Annotated in this window: 7 protein-coding genes; 5 read left to right on the top strand and 2 right to left on the bottom strand. The window is 32.7% G+C overall.

Annotation, left to right across the window (positions count from 1 at the left end):
- Window positions 1-185 precede the first annotated feature (185 nt).
- On the top strand, window positions 186-986 hold the full coding sequence (locus tag CD112_RS12780; RefSeq protein ID WP_070626460.1) for a carbon-nitrogen family hydrolase: 801 nt from the start codon (window positions 186-188) through the stop codon (window positions 984-986).
- A gap of 304 nt (window positions 987-1,290) precedes the next feature.
- Here CD112_RS12780 and CD112_RS13660 read toward each other — a convergent pair whose 3' ends face one another.
- The gene (locus CD112_RS13660; RefSeq protein WP_158257062.1) at window positions 1,291-1,455 is read right to left on the bottom strand and encodes a delta-lysin family phenol-soluble modulin; all 165 of its coding nucleotides are present in this window, start codon (window positions 1,453-1,455) and stop codon (window positions 1,291-1,293) included.
- 311 nt (window positions 1,456-1,766) lie between these two features.
- Here CD112_RS13660 and CD112_RS12770 point away from each other — a divergent pair, with 311 nt between their 5' ends.
- Genes CD112_RS12770 through agrA form a run of 4 tightly spaced genes read left to right on the top strand, consistent with a single transcriptional unit; the run spans window position 1,767 to window position 4,542 of the window.
- Entirely contained in the window at window positions 1,767-2,345 is a 579-nt protein-coding gene (locus CD112_RS12770; RefSeq protein WP_002481720.1) for an accessory gene regulator AgrB, read from the top strand.
- A complete protein-coding gene (agrD, locus tag CD112_RS12765) occupies window positions 2,345-2,482 on the top strand; it encodes a cyclic lactone autoinducer peptide AgrD (protein WP_023015908.1) in 138 nt (45 codons plus the stop codon). The genes CD112_RS12770 and agrD overlap by 1 nt, the downstream gene beginning before the upstream one ends.
- Window positions 2,483-2,521: 39 nt before the next feature.
- Window positions 2,522-3,823: a quorum-sensing sensor histidine kinase AgrC gene (gene agrC, locus CD112_RS14005; protein ID WP_070463420.1), complete on the top strand. Its 1,302-nt coding sequence runs from the start codon at window positions 2,522-2,524 to the stop codon at window positions 3,821-3,823.
- Between the two features lie 2 nt (window positions 3,824-3,825).
- The gene (gene agrA, locus CD112_RS12755) at window positions 3,826-4,542 is read left to right on the top strand and encodes a quorum-sensing response regulator AgrA (RefSeq protein ID WP_002481723.1); all 717 of its coding nucleotides are present in this window, start codon (window positions 3,826-3,828) and stop codon (window positions 4,540-4,542) included.
- Between the two features lie 74 nt (window positions 4,543-4,616).
- Here the strand turns inward: agrA and CD112_RS12750 are convergent, their stop codons facing one another.
- Window positions 4,617-6,101, bottom strand: coding sequence for a GH32 C-terminal domain-containing protein (locus tag CD112_RS12750; RefSeq protein WP_103364422.1), 1,485 nt, complete (start codon window positions 6,099-6,101; stop codon window positions 4,617-4,619).
- Window positions 6,102-6,259: the final 158 nt, after the last annotated feature.

Here is a 6,259-nt window from a genome sequence, read left to right as displayed (position 1 = left end):
ACTTAAGTATATAAGAACTTATCTTTAAATTCTATATGTATATTAGAATGAAAAGAAGTGTTAATATACTTAATAATTTGTAATAATCCAAATAAAGCACTTAAATATCAGATTATTATCAATATTGGAAATTCATAACGTACTTTAGTACAGTAATATTAATAAAAGAATGGAGAGGATTATCAATGAAAGTTCAACTATTTCAATTCAATCTTGCGCATGGGAACGCGAAGGCCAACCAAGAAAAGATTGAATCACTATTTTCAAAACACCTTGAATCTGATACAGACGTCGCTGTTTTACCTGAAATGTGGAATAACAGTTACGCACTAGAACAATTATCTACTTTATCAGATGATGATTTAAAAGAGAGTCTATCATTCATTCAAAAGCTAAGCCGTGCTTATAACGTTACAATTGTTGCTGGATCAGTTTCTAATAAGAAAAAAGGCAATACTTTTAATACTGCATTCACAGTTAACGCACAAGGCGAATTGATTTATCAATATGATAAAGTACATCTCGTTCCTATGTTAGATGAGCATTTATACTTAACTGGCGGTGAAACTGTTCCTTATGTCTTTAACCTCAATGAACAAGTGCGTGCGTCACAAATCATTTGCTATGACTTACGATTCCCTGAAATTGCACGACACCCTTCTATTGAAGGTGCAGATATTTTATTCTATGTAGCTGAATGGCCAATGGCACGTTTAAGTCATTGGCGTACTTTGCTCCAAAGCCGAGCGATTGAAAATGATATCTTCGTTATCGCTTGTAATACTTGCGGTTTTGAAAAAGATGGTGGCACAGAATACGCGGGTCATTCTCTTGTGATTAATCCGAATGGAGAAATCTTAGCCGAAGCAGGAACTGAAGAAGAAGTCTTAACTGTAGATATTAATCTTGATGAAGTTAAACAGCAACGACAAAATATTCCTGTCTTTGATAATAGACGTCCTCATCTTTATAAATATGATCAATAAAAATAACCCATGAGTTTGGGAGGAACTCATGGGTTTTACTTATTATTAAGGGAATGTTTACAGTTATTTTTCTATCTATTTTTGGGGATGTTATTAATTATGAAAAAAATTTAGTGAATTTACCGATATTTGATAAATTTAATGTTACTAACGATAATTTAACTACAATGATATGCATACCGAACGCTTCATTTCCGATATACATATATGAGAGATGCAGGAATCAATGCAAGGACAAACACCAATTCCTGCTATAAGGATTAAACAATTTAGTGCTTATACTCAAAGGACAATAAATAAGGAATTATTTTTGAGTGAATTTTTGAACTGTTTCGATGATTAATTTCACGAATTCACCGATAGTGCCTACGATATCGCCTGCCATGTGTATTGCCCCCTTTCTTTTCAATATAGGATGATCAGTTAGTCTAAGGCATGTTAGACCTACGAAGAATATTAACGATGCCATAAACCAATTTCTTTGAAATATTAAGATGAAGTAAGGTAACCACATTGACTTCAAACACGATATGTTTATGTAATGTGTTACCTGAATTCTTATCACATCTCTGTGATACATCTTCATTAAAACATCATTTCTAAATTTAATGTTAAATAATCCCTAACTTATGATATTTCAATCATAACTGTCTATAAATATATGTTAAAATGACGATAATAGTAGATTTTCTACAGTTTGGAATAAAAAACGAACAGTTAGGCAATGAATCAATAAAATATCCTTTTTAGTTGTATAATGTCAGTGAGGAGAGTGAGGCTATGCAAAAGGCTTTTTATAGGCAGGTTGATCGTTGGGCTCAAGCCCTTCAAAAAAGAAACAATCTAGACCGTATCGCTTATTTAAAAATAAAGCTTGGCCTAGAAGTCTTTTTCAATAACCTTTTCAAAACGATTGTCGTTTATGGACTTGCTCTTCTATTCCATGTTTTCTTATACACACTAACTGTTCATTTAAGCTATTTTATTATCCGACACTTTGCACACGGTGCGCATGCCAAATCAACACTTGCATGCTATATAGAAAGTATTGTTTTATTCGTAATGTTGCCATGGCTCTTAGCAACGTATCATGTACCAATCAACATTATGATTACTCTTGCAGCAATCGCAGTCATTTTACTTTGTATTTATGCACCTGCTGCTACAGTTAAGCAACCAATTCCCACACGACTGATTAAGAAAAAGAAAATCACGGCAATCATTCTTGCAACATTAATGTTTGCAATTTCATTCCTTGTTCCTAATGCTTACCAACAAATGATTTTGCTAGGTATCACATTACAAGGCGGTTCACAATTGCCAATATTTTTCCCTAAAAACAGAAAGGATGTATTGTAATGGACTTATTAAATGGTATCTTTAAATTATTCGCTTTTATCTTTGAGAAAATTGGAAACTTAGCTAAGTATAACCCATGCCTAGGGTTTTTAGATGAACCAACTGTACCGAAAGAATTATTAGAAGAAGACAAATAAGAACTTCAAATTTCATCGTTATAGAGAGTGTGTTTAAACATGGAATTATTAAGCGGCATTTTAATATCGTCCTATCAAGGATTAATGTTATTTATTATCTCTAAAGTCATACTAAACTTTAAATATACACCAAAAGAAAAGATGACAATTGGCTTTATTACTATTATTAGCGGTCTAATTTATATTGTTTTAAACAGATTTACGTTGTTCATTATCATTCTTATTGACACTATATATCTTTATCGAAAAACAAAATTATATTCTATTTTAACAATGGTAGGAAGTGTTCTCATTATTTATTTAGGGAACCTTTCTGCCATCTCTTCATTCTTAATACTTGATCAAGAAAAAACTAATATTATTATTGTTTATGCAGTATACTTATTTTTATTTACTGTTACATCACTTATATTAGCTTACTTGGTCCGTTTTATAATACAAAAATTAAAGAAGTCTTATTTATCAACCAATAAGCTTTATTTGTCAGTTGTCTCTATTTTTTTAGCTAGTATCTTCATTTCCTTGTTTACATTTATGCCAAAAAATATTAGTACTTTTAAAAACTTACAGTTGATGGTCATATTATACATTTCATTCATTCTTGCCGTAGTTGTTTTAGTGTTAGTAATCAGCTTCACGGTATTACGAGAAATGAAGTATAAGAGACAAGTTGAAGAAATAGAGAATTATTATAAATACACCTTACGTATTGAAAAGATTAATAACGACATGCGCAAGTTCAGACATGATTATGTGAATATATTACTTTCCATGTCTGAGTTTATTCGTGATGACGATATGCCTGGTTTAAGAGCTTATTTTGAGGAACATATTGTTCCACTTAAAGATAATATGCAGACGAATTCTTTTAAAATCAATGGACTTGAACGTTTACAAATTCGAGAGTTAAAAGGTTTGTTGACGACTAAAATTATTCAAGCACAAGAAAATAATATCAGAGTAAGTGTTGAAGTACCTGATGAGATACATCATATTTCATTAGACATGATTGACTTATCGAGAGTAATGGGGATTATTTTGGATAATGCAATTGAAGCTTCCACTGAAATCGATGATCCTTTAATTCAAATCGGCTTTATGAAAAATAAGGATGCCGTGATGATTATTGTGATGAATAAGTGTGCTAAAGATATCCCTAAAGTTCATGAACTATTTAAAGAGAACTTCTCTACTAAAGGTCCAAATCGAGGTTTAGGGCTATCAACTTTAAGAGAAATTATTGATCAAACGGATAATGTCTTATTAGATACTGTGATTGAAAACCATTACTTTATACAAAAACTTGAAATCATGAATACAGAGCACGAGGATGTGAAATAAACGTGAAGATTATTATATGCGAAGATGATGTACAACAGCGTGAACACATTGAATCCATCATTGAAAATTATATTATGATTGAAGAAAAACCTTTAGAAGTGGCGCTCTCAACGGGTGATCCTTATGAGGTATTAGAATTCGCTAAAGCTACAAATGAGATTTGTTGTTACTTCTTAGATATTCAGTTAGATTCTGATATTAACGGTATTAAGCTTGGCAGCGAACTTAGAAACTATGATTCTGTCGGCAGTATTATCTTTATTACTAGCCACAGTGAACTCACTTATCTTACTTTCGTTTATAAAGTAGCAGCCATGGACTTTATTTTTAAAGATGACCCTTCAGAAATGAAATCTCGAATTATTGATTGTATCGAAACTGCATTGACGAGACTACAGTTGCTTTCAAAAGAATCTAGTCTCGAAACAATTGAGTTAAAACGTGGTAGTAACTCAGTCTATGTTAATTACGATGATGTCATGTTCTTTGAATCCTCGGCAAAATCACATCGCTTAATTGCGCATTTAGACAATCGTCAAATCGAATTTTATGGCAACTTAAAAGATTTAAGCCAATTAGATGACCGCTTCTTCCGTTGTCACAATAGTTACGTCATTAATCGCAATAACATCGAAGAAGTAATATCTAAAGAACGTGAGGTCTACTTTAAAAATGGTGAACACTGTTATATCTCAGTAAGAAATTTAAAGAAAATCTAATCAAACAGGGCTGAAATCGCAATTGATTTCAGCCCTTCTTTTCTACTTATTCTTTTTATATTTCCACTTATAATTTATTGCTCCGAGTTATCTTCTACTTCATATATACCATGCAAATCATATTTCGTGAATTTTAAATATGCTTGACCTGATTCTGTACCTACACGTATTCCTTTACTATTCTCTGGAGGGAAAATGCGTGAAGACATAACACGCTCACCATGATTACAGAAAACTTCAATACTAGACTGGTCTACAAAAATTTGTAAATGCTCTAAATCTCGACTCAATTGTACTGAACATTTCGTTTCAACATTTGCAAGCGGTACTTCCCCACTTTCACTGCAATCTAATGTCACTAAACGTGAATGTGTGTTATACGTCACTTTTGTCGAATTCCATTTTGAGACTTTTACTTCAAAATAGATTTCAGTCGCATCATTTTCCAAAATTTCAATCTGCAGTTCAAAGTTGTCGCCTTCATAAGGGTGGAGCTGTTTCGCAAATTTATTGGCATAACCTAATGCTGTTTCTTCGTTATATCTTAATTGTTTTAAGCTGGAGTGTGGTGTTTGATATATCTTTCCGTTGTGCATAGCAAGTTGTCTTGGAATAGAAAGACAAGGAACTTGTGCAATTTCAGGCAAATGTTCATATTCGCCTTCTGTTTTTAATAAACCAATTAAGACACGCGAACCTTCAGCATCTTCGAACGTTTGAGGGAAGACAAAACCAAAGCCGTCATCCCACAATTTGAAATCGCCATGATTCATCTTAAAGTTATGGAAATGTAAATGCCCCATTAAGTAACCTGCTTTAAATGCGTGTTCCGTATTTTCAGCTGTAAAAGTTAAAATGTCATAACCGTTCATAGTGAAATAATCAGATGCATGCCAAAAATCACCAAAGTGAGAAAGGTTTGTATGGACGGGTGCAATCAATTGCCATTGGTTGAGATCGTCAGCATGATAAGCTAATAATCTTCCTTGTCCTTTTTCTGTTTGTGCACTTAACAATGCAAAACGTGTTCCATCTTTTTCAAACACTTTTGGGTCTTGTACATTTTGAATATAGCCTTCAGGCACTTCAAAATTGATAGGTTGTTCATATTTTTCGATTTCACCTGTATGATTTTTCACTGCATGCAGTTGCGTGAAAGGTGCTTCAATAACAGCATCTTTACTTTTTGCTGAGTATATAAAATGTGTCTGCTGATTGATCTCTATCGCACTGCCGCCTTTAATCCCCTCATCATCAAATAATCCGTCTGGTTTTAACATAATCTGTTCTGTAGGATTTTGTATTAAATCAGGAGTTTGATATGCGTAACTATAGCTTAATCCATTATTAATCGTAAATGGATACCATACATGACTTATTAAATAATGCTTGCCATCAAATAATAGACCATTCGGTTTACCCGCTGAACCAAATGGCGGCTGTAAATGGAATGTTTGTTTATACGTTGAAGAAGCGAACTTGTCTTTGAGTTCAGCAATTCTTTCAGCTGGTAGTTGTTCTATTCGTTGCGTTTCTACTTCATTTATCCAATCTTGCATCAACCATGTCCTCCTAATTAAACGTTTATCATCATTTCTTTTATTTTAGCATATTTATATACTCCCACCTATCCTCTTTTTCATACGGATTTCTATCTATGACATTTATATCAATTTTATAAGATAATACTTGTGCTTAATCAATTAATAATTTAGGG

It is taken from the genome of Staphylococcus simulans, from assembly GCF_002902285.1.
GTDB lineage: Bacteria > Bacillota > Bacilli > Staphylococcales > Staphylococcaceae > Staphylococcus > Staphylococcus simulans.
This window is presented reverse-complemented; position numbering and strand designations above follow the sequence as displayed.

What these genes read in the sequence shown, in the direction of transcription:
- CD112_RS12780 (WP_070626460.1), top strand. Translation starts at nt 186, where the DNA reads ATGAAAGTTCAACTATTTCAATTCAATCTTGCGCATGGGAACGCGAAG.
- CD112_RS13660 (WP_158257062.1), bottom strand. Translation starts at nt 1,455, where the DNA reads ATGGCATCGTTAATATTCTTCGTAGGTCTAACATGCCTTAGACTAACT.
- CD112_RS12770 (WP_002481720.1), top strand. Translation starts at nt 1,767, where the DNA reads ATGCAAAAGGCTTTTTATAGGCAGGTTGATCGTTGGGCTCAAGCCCTT.
- agrD (WP_023015908.1), top strand. Translation starts at nt 2,345, where the DNA reads ATGGACTTATTAAATGGTATCTTTAAATTATTCGCTTTTATCTTTGAG.
- agrC (WP_070463420.1), top strand. Translation starts at nt 2,522, where the DNA reads ATGGAATTATTAAGCGGCATTTTAATATCGTCCTATCAAGGATTAATG.
- CD112_RS12750 (WP_103364422.1), bottom strand. Translation starts at nt 6,101, where the DNA reads ATGCAAGATTGGATAAATGAAGTAGAAACGCAACGAATAGAACAACTA.